Annotated in this window: 22 protein-coding genes and 3 tRNA genes; 22 read left to right on the forward strand and 3 right to left on the reverse strand. The window is 55.1% G+C overall.

Annotated features, from left to right (window positions below; translation table 11 throughout):
* Nucleotides 1-45 precede the first annotated feature (45 nt).
* From ACZ5FM_RS04695 to ACZ5FM_RS04710, 4 genes are all read left to right on the forward strand, one after another.
* A complete protein-coding gene (locus ACZ5FM_RS04695) occupies nt 46-411 on the forward strand; it encodes a VOC family protein (protein WP_464039843.1) in 366 nt (121 codons plus the stop codon).
* A gap of 380 nt (nt 412-791) precedes the next feature.
* Nucleotides 792-3,209 (forward strand): endopeptidase La, encoded by a 2,418-nt coding sequence (lon, locus tag ACZ5FM_RS04700; protein ID WP_192487549.1) that lies wholly within the window; start codon nt 792-794, stop codon nt 3,207-3,209.
* 202 nt (nt 3,210-3,411) lie between these two features.
* Complete coding sequence (gene hupB, locus ACZ5FM_RS04705) at nt 3,412-3,687, forward strand: DNA-binding protein HupB (RefSeq protein ID WP_192487550.1); 276 nt, start codon at nt 3,412-3,414, stop codon at nt 3,685-3,687.
* A gap of 213 nt (nt 3,688-3,900) precedes the next feature.
* Complete coding sequence (locus tag ACZ5FM_RS04710; RefSeq protein ID WP_464039844.1) at nt 3,901-6,099, forward strand: esterase-like activity of phytase family protein; 2,199 nt, start codon at nt 3,901-3,903, stop codon at nt 6,097-6,099.
* Between the two features lie 106 nt (nt 6,100-6,205).
* On the opposite strand, the gene ACZ5FM_RS04715 is transcribed toward ACZ5FM_RS04710, so the two are convergent.
* The 3 genes from ACZ5FM_RS04715 to ACZ5FM_RS04725 form a co-directional block, all read right to left on the reverse strand.
* Nucleotides 6,206-7,069: an alpha/beta hydrolase gene (locus ACZ5FM_RS04715; protein ID WP_464039845.1), complete on the reverse strand. Its 864-nt coding sequence runs from the start codon at nt 7,067-7,069 to the stop codon at nt 6,206-6,208.
* Nucleotides 7,070-7,203: 134 nt separating this feature from the next.
* Nucleotides 7,204-7,416: a hypothetical protein gene (locus tag ACZ5FM_RS04720; protein ID WP_250982802.1), complete on the reverse strand. Its 213-nt coding sequence runs from the start codon at nt 7,414-7,416 to the stop codon at nt 7,204-7,206.
* A gap of 104 nt (nt 7,417-7,520) precedes the next feature.
* A tRNA-Val gene (locus ACZ5FM_RS04725) sits at nt 7,521-7,596 on the reverse strand.
* Between the two features lie 382 nt (nt 7,597-7,978).
* Here ACZ5FM_RS04725 and ACZ5FM_RS04730 point away from each other — a divergent pair.
* The 18 genes from ACZ5FM_RS04730 to nuoN all read left to right on the forward strand — a co-directional run bounded on the left by ACZ5FM_RS04730 (nt 7,979) and on the right by nuoN (nt 24,392).
* A tRNA-Asp gene (locus ACZ5FM_RS04730) sits at nt 7,979-8,055 on the forward strand.
* Between the two features lie 38 nt (nt 8,056-8,093).
* A tRNA-Asp gene (locus ACZ5FM_RS04735) sits at nt 8,094-8,170 on the forward strand.
* 445 nt (nt 8,171-8,615) lie between these two features.
* On the forward strand, nt 8,616-8,981 hold the full coding sequence (locus tag ACZ5FM_RS04740) for an NADH-quinone oxidoreductase subunit A (RefSeq protein ID WP_192487554.1): 366 nt from the start codon (nt 8,616-8,618) through the stop codon (nt 8,979-8,981).
* Complete coding sequence (locus ACZ5FM_RS04745) at nt 8,972-9,556, forward strand: NuoB/complex I 20 kDa subunit family protein (RefSeq protein ID WP_192487555.1); 585 nt, start codon at nt 8,972-8,974, stop codon at nt 9,554-9,556. Before ACZ5FM_RS04740 ends, ACZ5FM_RS04745 begins: the two co-directional genes overlap by 10 nt.
* A gap of 18 nt (nt 9,557-9,574) precedes the next feature.
* The gene (locus tag ACZ5FM_RS04750; RefSeq protein WP_192487556.1) at nt 9,575-10,177 is read left to right on the forward strand and encodes an NADH-quinone oxidoreductase subunit C; all 603 of its coding nucleotides are present in this window, start codon (nt 9,575-9,577) and stop codon (nt 10,175-10,177) included.
* The gene (locus ACZ5FM_RS04755; protein WP_192487557.1) at nt 10,174-10,611 is read left to right on the forward strand and encodes a GFA family protein; all 438 of its coding nucleotides are present in this window, start codon (nt 10,174-10,176) and stop codon (nt 10,609-10,611) included. The genes ACZ5FM_RS04750 and ACZ5FM_RS04755 overlap by 4 nt, the downstream gene beginning before the upstream one ends.
* Nucleotides 10,604-11,794, forward strand: a complete 1,191-nt coding sequence (locus ACZ5FM_RS04760) for an NADH-quinone oxidoreductase subunit D (RefSeq protein WP_250982800.1) — start codon at nt 10,604-10,606, stop codon at nt 11,792-11,794. Before ACZ5FM_RS04755 ends, ACZ5FM_RS04760 begins: the two co-directional genes overlap by 8 nt.
* Entirely contained in the window at nt 11,794-12,048 is a 255-nt protein-coding gene (locus tag ACZ5FM_RS04765; RefSeq protein WP_464039846.1) for a hypothetical protein, read from the forward strand. The genes ACZ5FM_RS04760 and ACZ5FM_RS04765 overlap by 1 nt, the downstream gene beginning before the upstream one ends.
* A 16-nt stretch (nt 12,049-12,064) precedes the next feature.
* Entirely contained in the window at nt 12,065-13,186 is a 1,122-nt protein-coding gene (locus tag ACZ5FM_RS04770) for an NADH-quinone oxidoreductase subunit E (protein ID WP_464039847.1), read from the forward strand.
* Nucleotides 13,187-13,196: 10 nt separating this feature from the next.
* On the forward strand, nt 13,197-14,501 hold the full coding sequence (gene nuoF, locus ACZ5FM_RS04775) for an NADH-quinone oxidoreductase subunit NuoF (protein ID WP_250982798.1): 1,305 nt from the start codon (nt 13,197-13,199) through the stop codon (nt 14,499-14,501).
* A 156-nt stretch (nt 14,502-14,657) separates the two neighbouring features.
* Nucleotides 14,658-16,739, forward strand: a complete 2,082-nt coding sequence (gene nuoG / locus ACZ5FM_RS04780) for an NADH-quinone oxidoreductase subunit NuoG (RefSeq protein WP_192487562.1) — start codon at nt 14,658-14,660, stop codon at nt 16,737-16,739.
* 11 nt (nt 16,740-16,750) lie between these two features.
* Nucleotides 16,751-17,794: an NADH-quinone oxidoreductase subunit NuoH gene (gene nuoH / locus ACZ5FM_RS04785; protein WP_192487563.1), complete on the forward strand. Its 1,044-nt coding sequence runs from the start codon at nt 16,751-16,753 to the stop codon at nt 17,792-17,794.
* 39 nt (nt 17,795-17,833) lie between these two features.
* Nucleotides 17,834-18,325, forward strand: coding sequence for an NADH-quinone oxidoreductase subunit NuoI (gene nuoI / locus ACZ5FM_RS04790; RefSeq protein WP_192487564.1), 492 nt, complete (start codon nt 17,834-17,836; stop codon nt 18,323-18,325).
* 135 nt (nt 18,326-18,460) lie between these two features.
* Nucleotides 18,461-19,075, forward strand: coding sequence for an NADH-quinone oxidoreductase subunit J (locus tag ACZ5FM_RS04795; protein WP_192487565.1), 615 nt, complete (start codon nt 18,461-18,463; stop codon nt 19,073-19,075).
* A 28-nt stretch (nt 19,076-19,103) separates the two neighbouring features.
* A complete protein-coding gene (nuoK, locus tag ACZ5FM_RS04800) occupies nt 19,104-19,412 on the forward strand; it encodes an NADH-quinone oxidoreductase subunit NuoK (protein WP_192487566.1) in 309 nt (102 codons plus the stop codon).
* 7 nt (nt 19,413-19,419) lie between these two features.
* On the forward strand, nt 19,420-21,420 hold the full coding sequence (gene nuoL, locus ACZ5FM_RS04805; protein ID WP_464039848.1) for an NADH-quinone oxidoreductase subunit L: 2,001 nt from the start codon (nt 19,420-19,422) through the stop codon (nt 21,418-21,420).
* Nucleotides 21,420-22,931: an NADH-quinone oxidoreductase subunit M gene (locus tag ACZ5FM_RS04810; protein ID WP_250982795.1), complete on the forward strand. Its 1,512-nt coding sequence runs from the start codon at nt 21,420-21,422 to the stop codon at nt 22,929-22,931. The genes nuoL and ACZ5FM_RS04810 overlap by 1 nt, the downstream gene beginning before the upstream one ends.
* A gap of 18 nt (nt 22,932-22,949) precedes the next feature.
* Nucleotides 22,950-24,392 (forward strand): NADH-quinone oxidoreductase subunit NuoN, encoded by a 1,443-nt coding sequence (nuoN, locus tag ACZ5FM_RS04815; RefSeq protein ID WP_259145215.1) that lies wholly within the window; start codon nt 22,950-22,952, stop codon nt 24,390-24,392.
* The last annotated feature ends 11 nt before the right edge of the window (nt 24,393-24,403 follow it).

Here is a 24,403-nt window from a genome sequence, read left to right on the forward strand (position 1 = left end):
CTTTGGCCAATTTCCACATGCATGGTTTCCCAAGGAGAACGCCTCATGAGTTTTGTATCTGCCGTTCTTGTGCATGTCGCTGATATGGCGGAAGGCCTGGAATGGTATCAAAAAGCCTTTCCTGATGCCGTGCGAACCGTGTCGCAGCCTTCAGGGTTCGAGTTTTTGCAGATCGGCCAGACGCAGCTGGAACTGGTGCCAGCCGATGACAAGGTAGCAAGCGGGGCCGCTGGCAGTGTGGTCTATTGGTGGACGGACGACTTTGAAAAATCGCTCACCCATCTGCAGGCGCTTGGAGCGGTGCTTTACCGCGGCCCGATGAGAATCGATGGTGATATCCTGATGTGCCAGGTTCGCGATCCATGGGGTAATTGCATAGGGCTACGCGGCGCTGCCCTCTCTGTGGCATAAGGGCAGGGCTGTCAGGTCAGTTTCTGGCGCTTTGGGCGACGCTTTTATCGCAATTCTGCAACGTTCCTGCGGATGGCGGCTATTTTGCGTGTAGAGCCGTTTGCTCTTTGCTGATAATGTTTTACAACTGATTTGTGACGCGGTGTTTCGCGTCTGGCGGCAAGTGTATTTCTGCCCCGCAAGCATGTTGCTTGCGACTGCGTAAAAATTAGTCTTAGTACACGCCGCATTTTAAATTTCGGTCCCTGGCGGGATACCGGCGTTTCGTCTGGCTTGAAATTGGGGTGATGAAACTCCATTTCTGGTAGGAAACGAGAATGCGCCGAAGAACCCAAGAACTTCGGCAGAGTGGCTCATTGAGGCCATGGAAAGGAAATAACATGACGAACACTACGTCTGCGGCATCTGGTGGCACTTATCCTGTCCTTCCCCTGCGCGACATTGTTGTTTTCCCGCATATGATCGTCCCGCTGTTCGTAGGGCGTGAGAAATCTATTCGTGCGCTTGAAGAGGTCATGGGTTCCGACAAGCAGATCATGCTTGCCACTCAGATCAATGCTAGCGACGACGATCCTGAACCATCTGCTATTCATGACGTTGGTACGGTGGCCAATGTTCTGCAGCTGCTCAAGCTGCCTGACGGCACCGTCAAGGTGCTGGTGGAAGGCAAGGGTCGTGCAAAGATCGACACTTACACCAGCCGCGAAGATTTCTACGAGGCAACGGCGGACCTTCTGGACGAGACCAAGGATGATCCTGTCGAAGTAGAAGCTCTTTCCCGTTCGGTCATTTCCGAATTTGAAAGCTACGTGAAGCTCAACAAGAAGATTTCCCCTGAAGTGGTTGGCGTTGCCGGCCAGATCGAGGACTATTCGAAGTTGGCTGACACGGTTGCATCGCACCTGTCGATCAAGATCAGCGAAAAGCAGGAAATGCTGGAAACCGTCAGCGTGAAGCTGCGTCTGGAAAAGGCGCTTGGCTTTATGGAAGGCGAGATTTCGGTTCTTCAGGTTGAAAAGCGCATCCGTTCTCGCGTCAAGCGCCAGATGGAGAAGACGCAGCGCGAATATTACCTGAACGAGCAGATGAAGGCGATCCAGAAGGAACTCGGTGACGGCGAAGACGGCCGGGACGAGATGGCCGAGCTGGAAGAACGCATCTCCCGCACCAAACTCTCCAAGGAGGCCAAGGAAAAGGCCGAGGCGGAGATGAAGAAGCTGCGCCAGATGAGCCCGATGTCGGCAGAAGCCACCGTCGTTCGCAACTACATGGATTGGCTGCTTGGTCTGCCATGGGGCAAGAAGTCGAAGATCAAAACTGATTTGAACAAGGCTGAGGAGATCCTCGAAGTCGATCACTTCGGTCTCGACAAGGTCAAGGAACGTATCGTCGAATATCTGGCCGTGCAGGCACGCGCCACCAAGATTCGCGGACCGATCCTGTGCCTCGTTGGCCCTCCAGGCGTTGGTAAGACTTCGCTTGCAAAGTCCATCGCCAAGGCAACCGGCCGCGAATATGTTCGCATGGCGCTGGGTGGTGTACGCGATGAGGCGGAAATTCGTGGTCACCGCCGCACCTATATCGGCTCCATGCCAGGCAAGGTCGTGCAGTCCATGAAGAAGGCCAAGAAGACCAACCCGCTCTTCCTGCTCGATGAAATCGACAAGATGGGTATGGACTTCCGTGGCGATCCGTCGTCGGCTCTGCTCGAGGTGCTGGATCCGGAACAGAACTCCACCTTCATGGACCACTATCTTGAAGTGGAATATGACCTGTCCGACGTGATGTTCATCACCACGGCGAACACGCTCAATATTCCAGGCCCGCTGATGGACCGTATGGAGATCATCCGCATCGCTGGTTACACCGAAGATGAAAAGCGTGAAATTGCCAAGCGTCACCTGCTGCCTAAGGCCATCAGGGAACATGCGTTGCAGCCGGACGAGTTTTCCGTCAGCGACGATGCGATCATGGCGGTCATCCAGCAGTATACCCGTGAAGCCGGCGTTCGTAGCTTCGAGCGTGAATTGATGAAACTGGCACGTAAGGCCGTGACCGAAATCATCAAGGGCAAGACCAAGTCCGTGGCTGTAACGGCTGCCAACATCAATGACTATCTGGGCGTTCCACGCTTCCGTCATGGTGAGGCTGAACGTGAAGATCAGGTCGGTGTTGTCACCGGTCTCGCATGGACCGAAGTTGGTGGCGAACTGCTGACGATCGAAGGCGTGATGATGCCGGGCAAGGGTCGCATGACCGTGACCGGTAACTTGAAGGAAGTGATGAAGGAATCGATTTCGGCAGCGGCATCCTATGTCCGTTCGCGCGCTGTTGATTTCGGCATCGAGCCTCCACGTTTCGACAAGAGCGACATCCACGTTCACGTTCCCGAAGGTGCCACTCCGAAGGATGGCCCATCGGCAGGTGTGGCGATGGCAACCGCCATCGTATCGATCATGACCGGCATTCCTGTTTCCAAGGATGTCGCCATGACCGGTGAAATCACACTGCGTGGTCGTGTTCTGCCCATCGGCGGCCTCAAGGAAAAGCTCCTTGCAGCCCTGCGCGGCGGCATCAAGAAGGTGCTCATTCCGGAAGAAAACGCCAAGGATTTGGCCGAGATTCCGGACAATGTGAAGAACGGAATGGAGATCATTCCTGTGTCCCGCATGGGTGAGGTTATCGAACATGCGCTACTGCGCAAACCCGAGCCGATCGAGTGGGATGGCAGCATTGAGACGCCACTCGTTGCCACCGTCGAAGGTGTCGATGACGCCGGTCAGACGATCGCACATTGAGGTTTTACGACCTCACGTGAAGCCATATTGGTAAAAAACACACAAAGGCTGGCAGAAATGCCAGCCTTTGTTGTGAAAAAAGCAGCTAGACCTCTTGTTTTTCAGGCGATTCCGGCGCTTTTGAGTTGCGGGTCGCAGGTAGCTAGCTATTCTGCGCCCGGCTTAATTTGAGTCGTTTCAAACCATAGAAAGGGGTGGAAACATGAATAAGAATGAGCTCGTTTCCGCAGTTGCCGAAAAGGCCGGTCTCACTAAGGCAGATGCTGCTTCCGCAGTTGACGCTGTATTCGAAACCGTCCAGAGCGAACTGAAGAATGGTGGCGACATCCGCCTCGCAGGTTTTGGCAGCTTCACTGTCAGCCGTCGTGAAGCCTCCAAGGGCCGCAACCCGTCCACGGGTGCTGAAGTTGATATTCCTGCCCGTAACGTGCCGAAGTTCTCGGCTGGCAAGGGTCTCAAGGACGCCGTGAACTCCTAAAGTTTCCACTATGCGCTGCCTCGCGGCGAGTGAGCGCATATTTGGCTTGTGAGTACTGAAATTGAAAGCCCGGTGCCTTTGCATCGGGTTTTTATTTTACCTTGCGTCTGTTTGCTGTGGATGACCCGGCTAAATAACCGATGTCTGTCATTCGTGTGTAACATGCATGCAGCAGAAGCCGACTGTTCGATTTAATGGAACAGGAGGCTTCCCATGACGTTTCGTTTTACTTCGGCCGGCCTAATGGCTGTGCTGCTTACTTCCGTCGCCTTGCCTGCTGCTGCTGATCAGGTTTTCAACCGCATTGCATCTTTCCCGGTGGCGCTAAACCTGCCCAACGACAAGGACGCCAAAACGGTATCGTCTGCTGAGATCATCGCGGCCAGTGAAGACGGCAATACACTGATCTATTCCGACAGCCCGCTGGGCGGCATTGGCTTTATCGACATTACCGATGCCAAGGCACCGAAGGCTGGTGGTGCCCTGTTGCTGGAAGGTGAACCGACGTCGGTCGCCGTTGCTGGAACCAAGGTTCTGGCCGGTGTGAATACCTCCGAAAGCTTCACCAAGCCATCCGGCAAACTGGTGACTGTCGATATCGCCAGCAAGAAGATAGACGCCAGCTGCGATCTGGGCGGTCAGCCTGATTCTGTCGCCATTTCTCCAGACAAGACATTTGCCGCCATCGCGATCGAAAATGAACGCGATGAAGACGTCAATGATGGTGCATTGCCGCAGATGCCGGCTGGCTATCTAGTCACGGTTGCCCTAAAAGACGGCGTTGCCGATTGCGCCACCGTCAAGCACATTGACATGACTGGCCTGGCAGATATCGCACCGGAAGATCCAGAGCCGGAATTCGTTTCCATCAACACGAATGGCGACATTGCCGTGACGCTGCAGGAAAACAACCACATCGTGATTGTTGATGGCAAAGCCGGTACGGTTAAAAGCCACTTCTCCGCTGGCACGGTTGACCTGGAAGGCATCGACACCAAGTCGGACGGCGCCCTGAAGTTCACGGACAAGCAGGAAGCCCGTAAACGCGAACCTGACGCCATCAAGTGGCTGGGCACAGATCGTGTTGTCATCGCCAATGAAGGCGACTGGGAAGGCGGCGCACGCGGCTTCACCATTTTCGACACAGCTGGCAAGGTCCTCTATGAAGCTGGCGCTTCCTTCGAACATGCCGTCGCCAGTATCGGCCACTATCCCGAGAAGCGTTCGAGAGCCAAGGGCGTAGAGCCTGAAGGTCTTGAAGTCGCAACCTTTGGCGATGACCGCTTTATCTTCGTTCTGTCCGAGCGTAGCTCCGTGGTTGGCGTTTACAAGGATACCGGCGCAGAACCTGAGCTGACACAGCTTCTGCCATCCGGCATCTCTCCAGAAGGTGCTGTGGCGATCCCTGGCCGCAATCTGCTGGCAACTGCCAACGAGGCCGATCTGGTCGAAGATGGTGGTGCCCGTTCGCACGTCATGTTGTTTGAGCGTGCGGAAGGCGAGGCGGCTTACCCGCAGCTGGTATCGGCAACGGTAGACGGCGCGCCAATCGGTTGGGGTGCGCTGTCCGGTCTGGTCGCTGACGCTGAAAAGGATGGCATCCTTTATGCGGTTTCCGATTCGGTTTATGGCATGCAGCCATCGATCTACACGATCGACGCAACCCAGAAACCTGCTGTCATCACCTCTGTCTTGCGCGTGAAGCGTGATGGTCAGCCTGCCCAGAAACTCGACATCGAAGGCATCACTCTCGATGGCAAGGGCGGTTTCTGGCTGGCATCGGAAGGCAACAGCGAAAAGCTGCTTCCGCACGCACTTTACAACGTCAACGCCAAGGGTGAGATCAAGGCGGAGATCGCCCTGCCGAAGGAATTGCTTGAGGGTGAGACCCGTTACGGCTTTGAAGGTGTGACCGTTGTGGGCGAAGGCGACGACGCCACCCTGTGGATGGCTGTGCAGCGCGAATGGGGCACAGACGAGAAGGGCTTTGTGAAGCTCGTCTCCTATAACCCCAAGGCCAAGGAGTGGGGCGCTGTGCGTTACCAGCTCGACAAGCCTGAAGCCGGTTGGGTTGGCCTGTCGGAAATCTCTGCCCATGGCGACCACGTCTACATCGTGGAACGCGACAACCAGATTGGTGATGCCGCAGCCATCAAGAAGCTGTACCGCGTTGCAAAGGCTGACCTGAAGCCTGCCAAGATCGGTGGCGAGCTACCTCTCGTGACCAAGGAACTGGCCCATGACTTCCTGCCAGACCTTAAGGCGCAGACCAATGGTTACACCGTCGACAAGCTGGAAGGCTTTGCCTTCGACAAGTCTGGCAAGGCTTACGCCGTGACCGACAATGACGGCGTGGATGATTCCTCGGGCGAAACACTGTTCTTTGCAGTGGACCTCAAGGGCACCAACTGATTTTTGACGCACAAAAAACGGCCGGACACCAAAATGTCCGGCCGTTTTTGTTTTGGAGTGAGAAAATTCGGGCCACTGACGACGAATCGCATCCTGACGTCAGGACTCAGACGGTGATGTGCTCCGGCAAACGGGCATCAATCCACGCCACCATGTCGTCCAGTACGCGTTCCTTCCCCAGATCATTGAGAAGATCATGGAAATGCCCCTCGTAAAGTTTGAGGGTTTTGTCGCTGGAGCCTGCCGTTTTGTAAAAAAACTCGCTGCCGCTTGGCACGGTCGCTTTGTCAGCAGTGCCATGCAGAATCAGCAAGGGAAGTTTTATGGTCGGAAATTCCCGCTTCAAATGTTCATCGGCACGCACCAGAGCAGCAACTGTTGCAGCTGGCTGTGTTTCATTGGCAATCAATGGATCGGCATTGAGAATACGTACAGCCTCGCCATCGCGTGAAAAATCTTCATTTTTCAGTTTGAGCACCGGTAGGCGAGGGAAGAACCCACTTAAAAATTTGGTGATTCCAAGAACGAAATTGGGGGCGGGCACCTTGAAAGCAAAACTTTCGCAGATCAGGCCGGCCAATCCATCCTGCATTTCCAGAGCGTAGGAACATGAGACGACGCCACCAGCGCTGTGACCCAGCAAAAAAACCGGCAGATTCGGATTGCGGGACTTCGCCAGATCAATGACAATGCCGAGATCGGCGACATAATCGGCAATATTATCGACATAGAATCGCGGTCCGTCGGATTTTCCACGGCCGCGTAAGTCGAGTGCGTAGACAATAAAGCCTCTTTGCATGAATTTTTCGGCGGCCCAGAGATACTGGCCGCCATGAGAAGTCACGCCGTGGCAAATCACCAAGACGGTCCGAGGCACAGAATCGGGTTTCCACGAGCGTACGAAGAGTCGCAGCCCGCCTGTTGTTGATAAAAATTCTTCCTGAAATGCACTGCCTTCCATCTGCGTCATCGGAAACTCCCGTGGTCAAGGCGTGGGAATTGACCTTTATCACGGGAGCAACGACGAGCGAAGCGCAAAAATACGCGCTATGATTGCGATGGTGGAGCGAAAAAAACGATGCGGTCAGCGAGTAGGTGCGTTTCTTATTCTTCGTCGGACAAAAGGCCGTCATACACCTCGAGCAAAGCAGCGGTTATTGCGGCACCGAGTGCATTTGCTGCCTCGCGAATGGTCTCTTCACTGCTGTCGCGCGCTGCAATCGCCAGGGATGAGCCCTCAACGGCAATGATCTCCTTGGCGCGTTCGATTGCCCACAGGCCGAAATCACCACGATTGTCGATTGAGATAGTGTCCATGTTGATAATTCCCGTTGGTTGTTTTTTCTGACCAAGCGGAAAACAATACGCCACGAATAAATGGCGACATTCAAGATACTTAAAAGGGGAGACAAGAAGGAAAATGGTGGGCGATGAGAGACTCGAACTCCCGACATCCTCGGTGTAAACGAGGCGCTCTACCAACTGAGCTAATCGCCCTTCGCGTCTTGCGAACCGTTTGTTATGTTCGCCGCGTCGGTGGCTGTGATCTATGCGGATCAGAAAAAAAGCGCAAGTCCCCTTTGTGAAGTTTTTTCAAAATTTTCTGATTTCGCTGTGCGCAATTGCGTAACATCCCGAGAAAATAAGGGTTTTTCCCTATCAGAAAAAATTCAAGAAAATTTCACTCTCTATAGGACGCCCAAAACAGGGGAGGGCTGTGGATAAAATCGGCCGTTTGGGACAGATTTTGGAAAGAAAAAAACGAAAGCGTATTTTTTGTCATGAAACCTGTTGACACCCAAACATGAACCCCGTAGTTAGCCGCTCACGGACAGTCGAGGCTGCTTCGTTAGGCAGGTTTCTGCTGAATAAGGATTAAGCGGGTGTAGCTCAGTTGGTTAGAGTGCCGGCCTGTCACGCCGGAGGTCGCGGGTTCGAGCCCCGTCACTCGCGCCATCCTTTCCTCGAAAAACGCAGATGAAAATCTGCAATGCGCGGGTGTAGCTCAGTCGGTTAGAGTGCCGGCCTGTCACGCCGGAGGTCGCGGGTTCGAGCCCCGTCACTCGCGCCATTTATTTTTTAAATGTCCCCTCCATCGTTGTTTACACGCTCGTCTCTCCAGAGACTGTGGCGTGCTTTGCGCGTTGCGCGCGGTTCAAATGAATCGCGTTTGCCGCCCAACATTTCCTTCCTTTTTTGCTCATATTTCCGTTATGCAAAATGTGCTTTTTGCAGTGCAATTTCCAGCAAATTTCTCACCTTTGTGACTTTGTTTTTTGTTTGGCGGAATATTCATTTTTTTTAAGTATTTAGCGGTATCCAAAGGGGTGGGTGCCAAGGTAGTGTATCGTTATTGTTGCGAAACGATGCGGCAACCGGGTTGAAATGATGCAGAAACTCTTGCAGAGAGAACCCGGCTGCGCTAACGACTTTGGCGTTGCAACATGATTTTTGTCCTTGCAGACGGTTTGTCGCAAGGGATTGTCCGGCGCTCGGCTCGGACAGGGAAGAGTACGATGACTGAACTCCTCAGTTCCTATATTCCGATTGCAATTTTCATTGGTATCGCGCTGGTCATCGGACTGGCGCTGCTTATCGCGCCATTCGCAGTTGCTTATAAAAATCCGGACCCGGAAAAGCTGTCTGCGTTCGAGTGCGGTTTCAATGCCTTTGATGATGCGCGTATGAAGTTCGACATTCGCTTTTATCTGGTGTCGATCCTATTCATTATCTTCGACCTTGAAGTTGCGTTCCTGTTCCCATGGGCTGTGTCCTTCGGTGAGTTGGGCTGGTTCGGCTTCTGGTCCATGATGGTGTTCCTCGGTGTTCTCACCATTGGCTTCATCTATGAGTGGAAGAAGGGAGCTTTGGAATGGGCGTAGGTCAAGACAACACGACGCTGGTTGCTCCGAAGCCGAAAGGCATTATCGATCCGTCGACGGGCAAGCCCGTTGGCAGCAACGATGCGTATTTTACCGAAATCAACGACGAACTGGCCGACAAGGGCTTCCTCGTCACCTCGACCGACGAGCTCATCACATGGGCCCGTACCGGTTCGCTGATGTGGATGCAGTTCGGTCTGGCCTGTTGCGCCGTTGAAGGCCTGATGCAGGCCTCTGGCCCGCGTTACGACCTTGAGCGCTTTGGTGTTGCGCCACGTGCGTCACCGCGCCAGTCGGACGTTCTGATCGTTGCCGGCACGCTGACCAACAAGATGGCTCCGGCGCTGCGCAAGGTGTATGACCAGATGCCTGAGCCACGTTACGTCATCTCGATGGGTTCCTGCGCCAATGGCGGCGGTTATTACCATTATTCCTATGCTGTGGTGCGCGGTTGTGACCGTGTCGTCCCGGTAGATATTTACGTTCCGGGCTGTCCCCCCACGGCAGAGGCGCTGCTTTACGGCGTGCTTTTGTTGCAGAAGAAGATCCGCAGAACCGGAACGATCGAGCGTTAAGGGCAAAGGACAGTACGAATGAGTGAAGCTCTTACCGATCTTGCTGCCTATGTTAAGGAAGCACGTGGTTCGTTGGTTGAGTCTGCCGATATTGCTTTCGGCGAACTCACCCTGAACACAACGCCAGCCAATGTTATCGCACTGCTGACCTTCCTGCGGGATGACGTCCAGTGCGGTTTTATCAACATTATCGATATCTGCGGCGTTGACTGGCCGCGCCGCGAAAAGCGTTTCGATGTTGTCTATCATCTTCTGTCTCCTCGTCAGAACCTGCGTGTGCGGGTGAAGCTGCAGGTAGCGGAAGACGAGGGCGTTCCATCCTCGACATCCGTGTTCATGGGTGCGGAATGGTTCGAACGCGAAGCATGGGATATGTACGGCATTCCGTTTGAGGGCCATGCCGACCTTCGTCGTATTCTCACCGATTACGGCTTTGAAGGCCATCCGCTGCGCAAGGACTTCCCGGTTACCGGATTTGTAGAAGTACGTTACGATGACGTACTGAAGCGCGTTCTGTATGAGCCGGTCGAGTTGAAGCAGGAATTCCGTAACTTCGACTTCCTTTCTCCTTGGGAGGGAACGGATTACGTTCTTCCGGGCGACGAGAAGGCGAAGCAATGACGACCGAAACAACGCGAGAGCAGGGGCAATGTCTTTGCGGCGCCGTTCGCTTCGAGGCACAGGTTGGTGCCCGGGAGGTCGGTGTCTGCCATTGTTCCATGTGCCGTCGCTGGTCCGGCGGCGTCTTTCTTGCGGTTGAATGCGAAGGTGTGACGTTTGCAGACGAAAAGGCGCTTGGCGTCTATTCGTCTTCTGAATGGGGTGAGCGGTGTTTCTGCGCGTCATGCGGCAGCACCCTTTTGTGGCGTTCCAAGGATGGTGCGCACACGGCCGTTTCCGTTCAGGCATTCGAGAACCCTTCCGATTACCGGCTCGTTTCGCAGATTTTTATAGACGAAAAGCCTGATTGCTATTCATTCACCCAGGCCACGAAGAACATGACCGGTGCCGAATTCATCGCCATGGTCACGTCGGCGGAGCAAAAGCATGACTGAACATAATGTTCGCAACTTCACCATCAACTTCGGCCCGGAACACCCTTCCGCGCACGGCGTGTTGCGTCTTGTTCTTGAACTGGACGGTGAAATCGTCGAGCGCGTCGATCCGCATATCGGTTTGTTGCACCGCGGCACGGAAAAGCTGATCGAAACCAAGACCTACCTTCAGGCCGTGCCGTATTTCGACCGTCTGGACTACGTTTCGCCGATGAACCAGGAGCATGCCTTCGCGCTTGCTGTTGAAAAGCTTCTCGGCCTTGAAATCCCGATGCGTGGTCAGTTGATCCGCGTGCTGTTTTCCGAAATCGGCCGCATCCTGTCGCACATCATGAACGTCACCACGCAGGCTATGGACGTTGGCGCCATGACACCGCCGGTTTGGGGCTTCGAAGAACGCGAAAAGCTGATGGTGTTCTATGAGCGTGCCTGTGGCGCGCGCATGCACGCAGCCTATGTTCGCCCAGGTGGCGTACACCAGGATATCCCGCCAGAGCTGGTCGATGATATCGGCAAGTGGTGTGACCCGTTCATTACCGTTCTCGACAACATCGAAGGCCTGCTGACCGATAACCGCATCTACAAGCAGCGTAACGTCGATATCGGCGTTGTGACGCTGGAAGACGCGTTCAACTGGGGCTTCTCGGGCGTTATGGTTCGTGGTTCCGGCGCTGCCTGGGACCTGCGTCGTTCGCAGCCTTACGAATGTTACTCCGATCTGGAGTTCGACATTCCTGTCGGCAAGAACGGTGACTGTTATGACCGTTACCTCATTCGTATGCAGGAGATGCGCCAGTCGGTTCGCATCATGAAGCAGTGCGTTGAGCTTCTGCAGGGCAAGCACCGCGTTGGAGCCGTATCGGCGCTTGACGGCAAGGTTGTTCCGCCGAAGCGAGGCGAAATGAAGCGTTCGATGGAAGCGCTCATTCACCACTTCAAGCTCTATACCGAAGGTTACCACGTGCCAGCCGGTGAGGTTTACGCCGCCGTTGAAGCACCGAAGGGTGAGTTCGGCGTCTATGTCGTTGCCGACGGCAGCAACAAGCCTTACCGCTGCAAGATCCGCGCTCCGGGTTTTGTGCACCTGCAGGCCATGGATTTCCTCTGCAAGGGCCACCAGCTCGCCGACGTGACGGCTGTTCTTGGTTCTCTCGACATCGTGTTCGGGGAGGTCGACCGCTAATGCGTCTGCCACTGGCATATTTGGCTGTTCTGTTGTCCGGCGCTTCTGCTGCATTTGCACAGACATCGGACAACATGAGCTCTGCATCCAGTGGCGGGGTTTCCACCATTCGAGGACTTCTGTCCGCAGGCTACGAGATCAAAGCCTCGGTGCCCAACGGCAAGAAGTTCATTGTATTTTTGCAAAAAGACAAATCGGCTTATGCCTGCGAATTCGCCACGGTGGTGGAGTCGCGGTGTGAGCCGTTAAACTGATGAGGCGTGAGCTAGTATGTCCGTTCGTCGATTAGCCGAAGATCAGGTCCAGCCTGTCAACTTTGCCTTCAATGAGGCAAATGCTGCATGGGCGGAAAAGACGATCCAGAAATATCCGGAAGGCCGTCAGCAGTCCGCAGTGATTCCTCTGTTGATGAGGGCTCAGGAGCAGGATGGCTGGGTTACCCGTGCCTGCATCGAGCAGATCGCTGACATGCTGGATATGCCCTATATCCGCGTACTGGAAGTTGCGACCTTCTACACCCAATTCCAGCTGAAGCCGGTTGGGACGCGCGCCCACATTCAGGTGTGCGGTACAACGCCGTGCATGCTGCGTGGTTCCGAAGCGCTGATGGATGTCTGCCGTCACAAGATCCACCATGATCCGCTGACACCAAACGCCGAAGGCACGCTGTCCTGGGAAGAAGTTGAATGTCAGGGCGCCTGCGTTAACGCACCAATGGTTATCATCTTCAAGGATGCCTATGAGGATCTGACGCCTGAGCGTCTGGAAGAGATCATCGACGCGTTTGAAGCAGGCAAGGGTGACACCATCACTCCCGGCCCACAGATCGACCGTCATTTCTCGGTACCTGAAGGTGGCCTGACGTCGCTGACCGAAGAAATCAAGCTGGTTCGTACCAATCTTGAAGCTCCGGCTGCTGCACCTGCTGAAGCCAAAGCAGATACTGCACAGGTTCCGCCGTCCAATGCGGCAAAGCCTAAGACGGATGCACCTGAAACAGATCCAAAGCTGAAGACGCCTCTTACTGCCCCAAAGGCAGCCGAGGAAAACGTCAAGGCAGCCGAGAAGGAAGCAACTGGCGTAGATACGAAGTCTGAAAAGCCTTCTCTGGACGACAAGAATCGTCCTGCCGCCGTTGCAAAGCCTGAAACTCCGGATGATTTGAAGCTGATTTCGGGCGTAGGTCCGAAAATCGAATCCATTCTGCATGACATCGGCATCTTCACCTTCGCGCAAGTTGCGGAATGGAAAAAGGACGAACAGGAATGGGTTGATGGCTACCTGAATTTCAAGGGTCGTATTGTGCGGGACGATTGGGTCCGCCAGGCCGAGGCGCTCGCCAAAGGTGGCGAAGCCGAATACATTAAAGTCTTCGGCAAGAAGCCGCGGTAAGAGGTGACGTATGTTAAAAGATCAAGATCGCATCTTTACCAATATCTACGGCCTTAAGGACAAGTCCCTGAAGGGCGCGATGTCGCGTGGCCATTGGGATGGTACAAAGATCCTTATCGAAAAGGGCCGTGACTGGATCATCAATGAGATGAAGGCCTCCGGCCTTCGTGGTCGTGGCGGCGCTGGCTTCCCGACAGGTCTCAAGTGGTCCTTCATGCCGAAGGAAAACGACGGCCGTCCACATTATCTCGTGGTCAACGCCGACGAATCCGAACCAGGTACCTGCAAAGACCGTGAAATCCTGCGCCATGACCCGCATACCCTGATCGAGGGTTGCGTTCTGGCCGGTTTCGCCATGGGTGCCCACACGGCTTACATTTATGTTCGCGGCGAATACATGCGTGAGCGTGAAGCGCTGCAGGCCGCTATCGATGAATGCTACGACGCCGGTTTATTGGGTAAAAACAACAAGAACGGCTGGGACTTCGATGTTTACGTGCATCATGGTGCCGGTGCCTACATCTGCGGCGAGGAAACAGCACTTCTGGAAAGCCTTGAAGGCAAGAAGGGCCAGCCACGCCTCAAGCCGCCATTCCCGGCCAACATGGGTCTTTATGGCTGCCCGACCACCGTTAACAACGTTGAGTCGATTGCAGTTGCGCCAACCATCCTGCGCCGTGGCGCTGCATGGTTTTCGGCCATTGGTCGTCCAAACAATGTCGGCACCAAGCTGTTCATGGTGTCCGGTCACGTCAACCGTCCTTGCACGGTCGAAGAAGCCATGGGCATTCCTTTCCGTGAGCTGATCGAGCGTCACTGTGGCGGTATCCGCGGCGGTTGGGATAACCTGCTGGCCGTTATTCCAGGCGGTTCTTCCTGCCCGGTCGTCAAGGCCGAGGATATCATCGACGCACCGATGGACTTTGACGGCATGCGTGACGTGAAGTCGTCCTTCGGTACGGCTGCTGTGATCGTGATGGACAAGTCTACGGATATTGTTAAAGCCATCTGGCGTCTGGCTGCTTTCTACAAGCACGAGAGTTGCGGCCAGTGCACGCCTTGCCGTGAAGGTACAGGCTGGATGATGCGCGTCATGGAGCGCATGGTGAAGGGCAACGCGCAGAAGCGCGAAATCGATATGCTGCTGGAAGTGACCAAGCAGATCGAAGGCCACACCATCTGCGCGCTGGGCGATGCGGCTGCATGGCCAATCCAGGCTCTGATCCGCAATTTCCGTCCGGAAATCGAACGGCGTATCGATGAATACACCTACAGAGCCATGGATCATGGTGCTGTATTGGAAGCTGCTGAATAATCGGTTTCGATTGTGCAGGGGAGGGTGCCGGTAATGATACCGGTGCCTTTGACAAAATGAAGCATGAAGCGCAGTTCGTTTGCGCTATTGCGATGAGGATTTGTCGCGGAACGCAAAGAGTGCGGGACGGACAGGCAACAGGACGTAAGTAGAACCATGGCAAAGCTCAAGGTTGACGGTAAAGAGATCGAGGTTCCGGATCATTTCACGCTGTTGCAGGCGTGTGAGGAGGCTGGAGCTGAAGTTCCGCGCTTTTGTTTTCACGAGCGTTTGTCGGTCGCGGGTAACTGCCGCATGTGTCTTATCGAGGTAAAGGGCGGACCGCCCAAACCTGCCGCATCCTGCGCCATGGGCGTACGCGATGTGCGTGGCGGCCCGAATGGCGAACTGCCTGAGATTTTCACCAACACGCCTATGGTCAAGAAGGCCCGCGAAGGTGTGATGGAATTCCTGCTGATCAACCACCCGCTTGATTGCCCGATCTGTGACCAGGGCGGCGAATGCGACCTTCAGGACCAGGCTATGGCCTTCGGTATTGCTGGTTCGCGTTATGCTGAAAACAAGCGTGCGGTTGAAGACAAGTATATTGGACCGCTCGTCAAGACCGTGATGAACCGCTGCATTCACTGCACGCGTTGCGTTCGCTTCACGACGGAAGTGGCTGGTATCGCTGAACTCGGTCTGATCGGCCGCGGTGAAGACGCTGAAATCACCACCTACCTCGAGCAGGCAATGACCTCCGAGCTGCAGGGTAACGTTGTTGACCTGTGCCCGGTTGGCGCGCTGACCTCCAAGCCGTTCGCATTTACGGCGCGTCCATGGGAACTGAACAAGACTGAAACCATCGACGTGATGGATGCTCTGGGTTCCGCAATCCGCGTTGACACCCGTGGTCGCGAAGTGATGCGCGTTATGCCGCGCGTCAACGAAGCCATCAACGAAGAGTGGATTTCCGACAAGAGCCGTTTCATCTGGGATGGTTTGAAGACCCAGCGTCTCGACCGTCCTTACGTTCGCCAGAATGGCCGTCTCGCACCAGCATCCTGGGGCGAGGCATTTGCTGCCATCAAGTCCGCAGTGTCCGCCGCAAGCGGCGACAAGATCGGCGCGATCGCTGGCGACCTGGCATCGGTTGAAGAAATGTTCGCGCTCAAGTCGCTGCTGGCATCGCTTGGTTCGGCCAATGTTGACTGCCGTCAGGATGGCGTTGCTCTCAACCCGGCGCTCGGCCGTTCAAGCTACCTCTTCAATGCAACCATCGAAGGTATTGAACAGGCTGACGCATTGCTGATCGTCGGTGCCAACCCACGTTACGAAGCTGCCGTGCTCAACGCACGCATTCGCAAGCGCTGGCGCCGTGGCGGTTTCCCGATCGGTCTGATCGGCGAAGCTGGTGAACTGCGTTACTCCTATGACTACCTCGGTTCCGGCACGGACACGCTGAAGGAACTGGCAGATGGTTCGCACAGCTTTGTTGAAAAGCTGAAGAACGCCAAGAACCCGCTGATCCTCATCGGCCAGGGCGCATTGTCGCGCGCTGATGGTGCAGACGTTCTGGCAACTGCTGCGAAGCTTGCCGTTGCTGTTGGCGCCGTCTCCGAAGAATGGAATGGCTTCTCGGTTCTGCACACCGCAGCATCACGCGTTGGCGGTCTGGATCTCGGCTTCGTGCCGGGGCAGGGCGGTGTTGCCGCTGCTGAAATGGTATCGTCGATGGACGTTCTGTTCCTGCTCGGCGCAGACGAAATCGACCTGTCGGCCAAGGCTGCAAAGTTCACGGTTTACATCGGTTCGCATGGTGACAACGGCGCAATGAATGCCGACGTGATCCTGCCTGCCGCTGCCTACACCGAAAAGTCCGGCATCTGGGTCAACACCGAAGGCCGCGTTCAGATGGGCAACCGCGCCGGTTTCGCACCGGGCGACGCTCGTGAAGACTGGGCAATCCTGCGTGCGCTTTCCGACGTTCTCGGTCACAAGCTGCCGTTCGATTCGCTGTCTGCCCTGCGCGCGCAGCTTTACGCTGCCCACCCGCACTTCGCCGGTCTCGACGAAATTGCAGCCGGCAACGCATCCGATATCGAAGCTCTGGCCAAAAAGGCCGGTAAAATGAACAAGTCCGGGTTTGCTTCACCCGTGAAGGACTTCTATTTGACGAACCCTATTGCGAGAGCGTCCGCCGTGATGGCTGAGTGCTCCGCATTGGCCCGCAACAATTTCAAGGCTGCGGCAGAGTAAGGCAGGAGATTATGGATTCGTTTTTCTGGAGCTATGTCTGGCCCGCGCTGATCATGATCGGCCAGTCCCTGCTGCTTCTCGTTTGCCTCTTGGTTTTCATCGCGTTCATCCTGCTGGCTGACCGTAAGGTGTGGGCTGCTGTTCAGCTGCGCCGTGGTCCAAACGTTGTTGGTCCTTGGGGTCTGTTCCAGTCCTTTGCCGACCTTTTGAAGTTCATTCTCAAGGAGCCGGTCATTCCGGCCGGTGCCAACAAGGCGGTTTTCCTTCTGGCGCCGCTGGTTGCAGTGACGCTGGCTCTGGCGACTTACGCCGTTATCCCCTTTGCGGATGGCTGGGTCATCGCCAACATCAATGTCGGTATTCTCTACATCTTCGCGATTTCGTCGCTCGAAGTTTACGGCATCATCATGGGTGGTTGGGCGTCCAACTCCAAGTACCCGTTCCTTGGTGCACTTCGTTCCGCCGCGCAGATGGTATCTTATGAAGTGTCGATCGGTCTTGTTATCGTGACCGTTCTTCTTTGCGTCGGTTCGTTGAACCTGACGGATATCGTCAATGCACAGCAGACCGGACTTGGAACAATGATCGGCCTTCCGGCTTCGTTCCTCGACTGGCACTGGTTGCCATTGTTCCCGATGTTCATCGTGTTCTTCATTTCGTGCCTTGCAGAAACCAACCGTCCTCCCTTCGATCTTCCGGAAGCGGAATCGGAACTGGTTGCCGGTCACATGGTGGAATATGGCTCGACCCCATACATGATGTTCATGCTCGGCGAATATGCGGCCATCGTTTTGATGTGCTCGCTCACAACCATCCTGTTCCTAGGGGGCTGGTTGCCGATCGTCGACGTGTGGTTCCTGAACTGGGTTCCGGGCATTGTGTGGTTTATCCTCAAGGGCGGCATGGTCTTCTTCATGTTCGCTCTGGTGAAGGCATTCGTTCCGCGCTACCGCTATGACCAACTGATGCGACTCGGCTGGAAGGTCTTCCTTCCTCTGTCGCTCGCCATGGTCGTTATTGTTGCATTCGTACTCAAGCTGACGGGAACTGCATAATGATGTCCGTTCAGTCCGCTTGCAGATTTGGAGGTTGAGATGGCAAGCCTTTCACAAGCCGTCAATTCACTGTTCCTCAAGGAATTCGTCGGAGCTATTTTCCTGACGATGCGCCACTTCTTCAAACAGAAGGCAACGGTGAACTATCCCTTTGAAAAGGGTCCGGTCTCTCCGCGCTTCCGTGGTGAACATGCGCTACGCCGTTATCCAAACGGCGAAGAGCGTTGCATCGCCTGCAAGCTGTGTGAAGCCATCTGTCCTGCGCAGGCCATTACCATTGAAGCTGGTCCGCGCCGTAATGATGGTACACGTCGTACCGTTCGTTACGACATCGACATGGTGAAGTGCATTTATTGCGGTTTCTGCCAGGAAGCTTGCCCGGTTGACGCGATTGTCGAAGGCCCGAACTTCGAATTCGCCACTGAAACGCGTGAAGAACTTTACTTCGACAAGGCTCGTCTTCTGGAAAATGGCGATCGCTGGGAACGGGAAATCGCGCGCAACCTCGCGCTCGACGCACCGTACCGCTAAGAAAGCATGTTTCCGTCGCTCTGACTGTTACGGAAAACCGCAAATTGTAAGTAGGGCCTGCCGGTTTTACCGCAGGCCTCCAAACGGGCAGGGTGACAGGTTTCGCTCGCCCGATCAGGACAAAAAGGCACCAACATGGGTCTGCAGGCTGTATTCTTTTATATATTCGCCTTCGTCGCGGTCGCGTCGGCATTCATGGTTATCTCGGCAAGGAACCCGGTTCACTCGGTTCTTTTTCTGATTTTGACCTTCTTCAACGCTGCTGCTCTCTTCCTGCTGACGGGCGCTGAATTCCTAGGCATGATCCTGCTGGTCGTTTATGTCGGCGCTGTGGCGGTGCTCTTCCTGTTCGTCGTCATGATGCTGGATGTCGATTTCGCGGAATTCCGCTCTGGCGTTCTGCAATACGCGCCAATCGGCGCATTGGTCGGCGTCATTCTTGCCGCTGAACTGATCATCGTGATCGGTGGCAGCATGATTTCGCCTGAGGCAGCAAAGTCGATCAGCATGCCAATACCGCCAATCGCGGAGCGCACCAATACGGCGGCTCTCGGCGATGTGCTCTACACACATTACGTCTACTACTTCCAGCTTGCTGGCCTTGTGCTTCTGGTCGCCATGATTGGTGCGATCGTACTGACCCTGCGTCACCGTACGGACATCAAGCGTCAGGACATTTCCAAGCAGGTTGCCCGCGATCCGAAGACGGCTATCGAAGTCGTCAAGGTAAAGCCGGGGCAAGGTATCTGAGGCGCGGACGGATCAAGGAATAGAAAATATGGAAATCGGACTTTCCCACTACCTGACGCTCAGCGCCATCCTCTTCACGATCGGCGTGTTCGGCATCTTCCTGAACCGCAAGAACGTCATCATTATCCTGATGTCGATCGAACTGATCCTGCTTGCCGTGAACCTGAACATGGTCGCTTTCTCGTCGTTCCTCAACGATATCGTTGGCCAGGTGTTCGCCTTGTTCATTCTTACCGTTGCTGCTGCTGAAGCCGCTATCGGTCTTGCAATACTCGTTGTCTTCTACCGCAACCGCGGCTCGATTGCCGTGGAAGACGTTAATATGATGAAGGGCTGATAAGGCTATGATCTATAAGGCTATCGTCTTTCTGCCGCTTATCGGCTTCCTGATCGCAGGCCTCTTTGGCCGCTCGATCGGTGCGAAGGCTTCGGAATATGTCACCAGCGGTCTGATGATCGTTGTCGCAATCCTGTCGTGGATTGTTTTCTTTAACGTTGCGCTCGGTCATCACGGCGAGGGCGGCGAAGTGATCAAGGTTGAAGTGCTGCGCTGGATCCAGTCCGGCGGCATCGATGTCCAGTGGGCATTCCGTATCGATACATTGACGGCTGTGATGTTCGTGGTGGTCAACACCGTGTCCACGCTGGTTCACCTGTACTCGATCGGCTACATGCACCATGATCCGCATCGCCCGCGTTTCTTTGCATACCTTTCGCTGTTTACCTTCGCGATGTTGATGCTGATCACCTCCGACAACCTGCTGCAGATGTTCTTCGGCTGGGAAGGCGTGGGTCTGGCTTCGTACCTGCTCATCGGTTTCTGGTTCAAAAAACCGTCGGCTTCTGCTGCGGCCATGAAGGCGTTCATCGTCAACCGCGTCGGTGACTTTGGTTTCATTCTCGGTATTGCCGGCGTGTTCGTGCTGTTCGGCTCGATCAATTTTGAAACGATCTTCGCGGCTGCCAGCACTTATCTACCTCCAGAAGGCGCCGCATCGACAGAAGCAGTCATCAACCTGTTCGGCATGCAGCTCGACAAGGGTCACGCGATCACCGCTGTCTGCCTGCTGTTGTTCATGGGTTCGATGGGTAAGTCGGCGCAGTTCCTGCTGCACACCTGGCTGCCAGACGCGATGGAAGGTCCGACACCTGTGTCGGCGCTCATTCACGCCGCGACCATGGTGACCGCCGGTGTCTTCCTTGTTGCCCGTATGTCGCCTCTGTTCGAACTGTCGCCGGATGCCCTGACATTCGTGACCCTGATCGGCGCGATCACCGCATTCTTTGCAGCAACGGTTGGTCTGGTTCAGAACGACATCAAGCGCGTTATCGCTTATTCGACCTGTTCGCAGCTCGGTTACATGTTCGTGGCTCTCGGCGTTGGCGCTTACGGAGCGGCCGTATTCCACCTGTTCACGCACGCCTTCTTCAAGGCGCTGTTGTTCCTTTGCGCCGGCTCGGTCATTCACGCCGTGGATGGTGAGCAGGACATGCGTTACATGGGTGGTCTGCGCAAGCACATCCCTGTCACCTTCTGGACAATGACAATCGGTACGCTGGCTCTGACGGGTGTTGGTATTCCTGGAACCGTGATCGGCTTTGCCGGCTTCTTCTCCAAGGATGCGATCATTGAATCTGCCTTTGCCTCGCATTCCAGCCTTGGCGGCTTCGCCTTCACGCTGCTGGTTATCGCGGCTCTGTTCACCAGCTTCTATTCATGGCGCCTGGCGTTCATGACCTTCTTCGGCAAGCCACGCGCTTCTGACGATGTCATGCACCACGTTCATGAATCGCCAATGGTCATGCTCATTCCGCTGTTTATCCTGACGGTTGGTGCGCTGTTTGCCGGTGTTGCCTTCGTGGAATACTTCTACGGCCATCACTATGAGGAATTCTGGAAGGGTGCATTGTTCACCGGTCCTGAGAACCACATCGTCCATGAGTTCCACAATGTTCCAACCTGGGTAAAGTGGAGCCCGTTTGTGGCAATGGCTCTTGGTTTCGTGACGGCCTGGTACATGTATATCAAGTCGCCTTCGGTACCGAAGCGTTTGGCCGAAACACACCGTGGCCTCTACCAGTTCCTGCTCAACAAGTGGTATTTCGATGAACTGTACGACTTCCTGTTCGTGCGTTCGGCCAAAGCCCTTGGCAAGTTCCTGTGGAAGAAGGGTGACGTTGCCGTCATCGACACCTACGGACCAAACGGTGTTGCAGCACGCGTGGTTGATGTAACCAACCGCATCGTTCGCCTGCAATCCGGTTACCTCTATCACTATGCGTTTGCGATGCTGATTGGTATCGCGGCCCTTGTTACCTGGATGATGCTCGGGAGTGCCCTGTAATGACCGATTGGCCAATTCTTTCCACGGTCACGTTCCTGCCTCTGGTGGGCGTCGCACTTCTGCTGCTGACGAATGAAAACGGTCCGTATGGTCGCCGTAATATTCTGAACGTCTCCCTGCTGACGACAGTGTTCACATTCATCGTTTCACTGTTCATCTGGATCGGTTTCGACAATTCGAACCCGGGCTTCCAGATGGTTGAGAAGCATGCATGGTTCGGCGAGATCGCCGCTTACCACCTTGGTGTCGACGGCATTTCTATGCTGTTCGTCATCCTGACAACATTCCTGATGCCGTTCTGTGTTCTGGCCAGCTGGAACTCGGTTGAAAAGCGCATCAAGGAATACATGATCGCCTTCCTTCTTCTGGAAGTGGTCATGATCGGTGTGTTCGTGGCTCTCGACATTGTTCTGTTCTACGTGTTCTTCGAAGCAACACTGATCCCGATGTTCGTTATCATCGGTGTCTGGGGCGGCAAGGATCGCGTCTACGCATCCTACAAGTTCTTCCTCTACACGTTGCTCGGTTCCGTTCTGACCATGCTCGCCATCATGGCGATGTATTGGCAGGCTGGCACGACCGACATCACTGAACTGCTGAAATTCGGCTTCCCTGCAGGTATGCAGACATGGCTGTGGCTGGCATGTTTCGCGGCTTTCGCGGTGAAAATGCCGATGTGGCCGGTTCATACATGGCTTCCAGATGCGCACGTTCAGGCACCGACCGCTGGTTCGGTTATCCTGGCTGGCGTGATGCTGAAGCTTGGCGGTTACGGTTTCATCCGTTTCTCGCTGTCGATGTTCCCGCTGGCATCTGACTATTTCGCGCCGTTCGTCTTCACCCTGTCCGTTCTTGCCATCATCTACACCTCGCTGGTCGCGCTGATGCAGGAAGACATCAAGAAGCTGATTGCCTATTCGTCCGTTGCCCACATGGGTTACGTGACAATGGGTATCTTTGCAGCCAACGTGCAGGGCTTGCAGGGCGCTATCTTCCAGATGCTGTCACACGGTATCGTGTCCGGCGCGCTCTTCCTTTGCGTAGGCGTTGTTTACGACCGCCTGCACACCCGTGACATTGCCGCATACGGTGGTCTGGTCAACAACATGCCTAAATATGCTGTTGCCTTCATGATCTTCACCATGGCCAATGTCGGCTTGCCTGGCACCTCCGGCTTCGTCGGCGAATTCCTGACACTGGTCGGCGTTTTCCGTGCCAACACCTGGGTCGCACTGTTTGCCGCCACTGGTGTTATCCTTTCTGCCGCCTATGCGCTGTGGCTCTACCGCCGCGTCATTTTCGGTGCGCTCGAAAAGGAAAGCCTGAAGGCCATGCTCGATCTGTCTCCACGTGAACAGGTCATACTTTACCCGCTTGTTGCCCTGACGATCTTCTTCGGTGTCTATCCGGCTCCGGTATTCGATGCGACTGCTGCATCGGTCGATCTGCTGATCAACAACTATACGGCTGCACTGCAGGCGGCGCAAAATGTTGCGCTCACTTTGAATTGACGACAGGACCCGTTGGACATGACCGCTGAACTCCTCTTAGCCAGTCTGCATATCGCGACACCGGAACTGATCCTTGCGGTCGGTGCCCTGGCGTTGCTCATGGTTGGCGTATTCTCGGGCGACAAGTCGACAACGACAGTCACGGGCCTCGCAGTTGCGTTGCTCGTCATTGCGGGTCTCTGGATCGTCTTTAACCCCGCAAGTGGCGTCGCTTTCGGCGGCGCTTTCATCGCCGACGCTTTCGGTAACTTCATGAAGGTGATTGCCCTGATCGGTTCGATCGTGGCGATGATCCTGACCATCGGCCACAACCGCGTTGAGCCGATAGGGCGCTTCGAATATCCGGTGCTGCTGGTGCTTGCCACCCTCGGCATCCTGCTGATGATTTCGGCAAACGACATGATCTCGCTCTACATGGCGTTGGAACTTCAGTCGCTTGCTCTCTACGTCATCTGCGCCATCAACCGTGACAGCCTGCGCTCCACGGAAGCTGGTTTGAAGTACTTCGTGCTCGGCGCGCTGTCCTCCGGCATGCTGCTCTACGGCATGTCGCTGGTCTATGGCTTCACCGGCAACACTGGCTTTGAAGAAATTGCCAAGGTTCTGACCTCTGAAACCCGTTCGCTCGGTCTGGTCTTCGGTCTGGTGTTCGTGCTGGCCGGTCTCGCATTCAAAATCTCTGCCGTTCCGTTCCACATGTGGACGCCAGACGTTTACGAAGGCGCACCAACCCCGGTTACTGCGTTCCTGTCCGCTGCTCCGAAAATCGGCGCGATGGCCATTCTGGTCCGCATCGTGGTTGAAGCCTTCCAGCCGGTATTTGCCGACTGGCAGCAGATCGTCGTGTTCATCTCGATTGCATCCATGTTGCTTGGTTCGTTTGCCGCTATCGGCCAGCGAAACATCAAGCGTCTGATGGCCTATTCTTCCATCGGTCACATGGGTTACGCGCTGGTTGGTCTTGCTGCTGGCACGGAAGCGGGCATCTCTGGTGTTGTCATGTACATGACGGTCTACATGGTCATGACGCTCGGCACCTTCGCTTGCATTCTGTCCATGCGCCGCAAGGAAATCGGCAATGTCGAAAATGTCGACGATCTCGCAGGCCTGTCCTCCACCAACCCGTTCATGGCCGTTGTCCTGACCGCACTGATGTTCTCGCTGGCCGGTATTCCGCCGCTGGCAGGCTTCTTCGGTAAGTATTTCGTGTTCCTGGCAGCCATCGAAGCCAAGCTCTACGCATTGGCTATCATCGGTGTGGTTGGCTCGGTTGTTGGTGCATTCTACTACCTGCGTGTGGTCAAGGTAATGTGGTTTGACGATGCAAAGGGTGAGTTTGAGCGCCCGGCTATCGAACACCGCATTGTGTATGCGCTGTCCGGTCTCTTCGTTCTCGGCTTCATTCTGTTCGGCGGACCTGTCGGTAACGCAGTCAACGCTGCTGCCAAGACATTCTTTTGAGCGGAACCAGC

Source organism: Agrobacterium sp. 5Ca50, from assembly GCF_055381905.1.

What these genes read in the sequence shown, in the direction of transcription:
- ACZ5FM_RS04695 (WP_464039843.1), top strand. Translation starts at nt 46, where the DNA reads ATGAGTTTTGTATCTGCCGTTCTTGTGCATGTCGCTGATATGGCGGAA.
- lon (WP_192487549.1), top strand. Translation starts at nt 792, where the DNA reads ATGACGAACACTACGTCTGCGGCATCTGGTGGCACTTATCCTGTCCTT.
- hupB (WP_192487550.1), top strand. Translation starts at nt 3,412, where the DNA reads ATGAATAAGAATGAGCTCGTTTCCGCAGTTGCCGAAAAGGCCGGTCTC.
- ACZ5FM_RS04710 (WP_464039844.1), top strand. Translation starts at nt 3,901, where the DNA reads ATGACGTTTCGTTTTACTTCGGCCGGCCTAATGGCTGTGCTGCTTACT.
- ACZ5FM_RS04715 (WP_464039845.1), bottom strand. Translation starts at nt 7,069, where the DNA reads ATGACGCAGATGGAAGGCAGTGCATTTCAGGAAGAATTTTTATCAACA.
- ACZ5FM_RS04720 (WP_250982802.1), bottom strand. Translation starts at nt 7,416, where the DNA reads ATGGACACTATCTCAATCGACAATCGTGGTGATTTCGGCCTGTGGGCA.
- ACZ5FM_RS04740 (WP_192487554.1), top strand. Translation starts at nt 8,616, where the DNA reads ATGACTGAACTCCTCAGTTCCTATATTCCGATTGCAATTTTCATTGGT.
- ACZ5FM_RS04745 (WP_192487555.1), top strand. Translation starts at nt 8,972, where the DNA reads ATGGGCGTAGGTCAAGACAACACGACGCTGGTTGCTCCGAAGCCGAAA.
- ACZ5FM_RS04750 (WP_192487556.1), top strand. Translation starts at nt 9,575, where the DNA reads ATGAGTGAAGCTCTTACCGATCTTGCTGCCTATGTTAAGGAAGCACGT.
- ACZ5FM_RS04755 (WP_192487557.1), top strand. Translation starts at nt 10,174, where the DNA reads ATGACGACCGAAACAACGCGAGAGCAGGGGCAATGTCTTTGCGGCGCC.
- ACZ5FM_RS04760 (WP_250982800.1), top strand. Translation starts at nt 10,604, where the DNA reads ATGACTGAACATAATGTTCGCAACTTCACCATCAACTTCGGCCCGGAA.
- ACZ5FM_RS04765 (WP_464039846.1), top strand. Translation starts at nt 11,794, where the DNA reads ATGCGTCTGCCACTGGCATATTTGGCTGTTCTGTTGTCCGGCGCTTCT.
- ACZ5FM_RS04770 (WP_464039847.1), top strand. Translation starts at nt 12,065, where the DNA reads ATGTCCGTTCGTCGATTAGCCGAAGATCAGGTCCAGCCTGTCAACTTT.
- nuoF (WP_250982798.1), top strand. Translation starts at nt 13,197, where the DNA reads ATGTTAAAAGATCAAGATCGCATCTTTACCAATATCTACGGCCTTAAG.
- nuoG (WP_192487562.1), top strand. Translation starts at nt 14,658, where the DNA reads ATGGCAAAGCTCAAGGTTGACGGTAAAGAGATCGAGGTTCCGGATCAT.
- nuoH (WP_192487563.1), top strand. Translation starts at nt 16,751, where the DNA reads ATGGATTCGTTTTTCTGGAGCTATGTCTGGCCCGCGCTGATCATGATC.
- nuoI (WP_192487564.1), top strand. Translation starts at nt 17,834, where the DNA reads ATGGCAAGCCTTTCACAAGCCGTCAATTCACTGTTCCTCAAGGAATTC.
- ACZ5FM_RS04795 (WP_192487565.1), top strand. Translation starts at nt 18,461, where the DNA reads ATGGGTCTGCAGGCTGTATTCTTTTATATATTCGCCTTCGTCGCGGTC.
- nuoK (WP_192487566.1), top strand. Translation starts at nt 19,104, where the DNA reads ATGGAAATCGGACTTTCCCACTACCTGACGCTCAGCGCCATCCTCTTC.
- nuoL (WP_464039848.1), top strand. Translation starts at nt 19,420, where the DNA reads ATGATCTATAAGGCTATCGTCTTTCTGCCGCTTATCGGCTTCCTGATC.
- ACZ5FM_RS04810 (WP_250982795.1), top strand. Translation starts at nt 21,420, where the DNA reads ATGACCGATTGGCCAATTCTTTCCACGGTCACGTTCCTGCCTCTGGTG.
- nuoN (WP_259145215.1), top strand. Translation starts at nt 22,950, where the DNA reads ATGACCGCTGAACTCCTCTTAGCCAGTCTGCATATCGCGACACCGGAA.